The sequence below is a fragment of the Bartonella sp. CL25QHWL genome (assembly GCF_042195335.1).
In the GTDB taxonomy this organism is placed as follows: Bacteria; Pseudomonadota; Alphaproteobacteria; order Rhizobiales; family Rhizobiaceae; genus Bartonella.
In genome coordinates, this window is record NZ_JBHIOE010000079.1 from 1 (window position 1) to 851 (window position 851).

The following is an 851-nucleotide window of genomic DNA, read 5'->3' on the forward strand; positions in this document are numbered from 1 at the left end:
CACTACCCTCTTTTTCACCACCTATCTTGATTACCTTCGTAGCATCATCCTGCTTAACAAGACTATCTCCTACAACTTTATTAATCTCATTCTTAAGCTCTTTATGAATATTCATGAATGAATCACCAACACCAGCAAAGGCAGACGCAACATCATCATAGCTCTGCTCTTCAACGGCACTGCCATCTTCTTTGACGATCTTAACTTTGAAGCTTGGAGCACTCCATTGACCTTCCTTATATTCAGCGCCACCACCTAAATAAGTTGCAACAGTCTTATTCGTCTCAAAAAGCTGTGAACCATTCACTGCATCACTTGAATCCGCAGAGATTGCACCATCTTCAAGAAACTTAATTTTGCTATTTTTTCTTTCCGATCCATCTCCATGCTTTGCTACAAAGGCTTTTTCCTTATCACTCCAAGATAAAGAATCCTGCGCTACTCCTTCAGAAACCTCTTTAATCCGTGCATTAACATTCTGAATATTCTCATCAAGCCCTGTAAACGCTGTATCTACACCACTAAAGGAAGCTTCTGTTACCTCACCTTCTGTAGAAACTTTAGATAATTTATAAGTCGGTCCTGTAAACGCACCATTATTAAACGCTGCATCACCGCCAAGAAACTTGGCTACATCTTGTGAGATCTTATTAAGCTGACCACCATTGATAACATCATGCGACTTTTCAGAAATTACACCATCTTTTACATTATGAAGTGCAACTGGTCCTTCATCCTTACCTTTACCTAAAGTCACACTCGTGTAATCAATGTCGCCATTATCACCATCTTTTTTATCGTAATGAACAACAGCTGAATCATCAGACTGAAGGCTGCTAGAAAGTTCCTTC

General features: G+C 39.6%; 1 pseudogene. It reads right to left on the reverse strand.

The features are described 5' to 3' along the window. A pseudogene (locus ACFILY_RS09560) lies at positions 1-851 on the reverse strand (hypothetical protein); the annotation flags it as partial.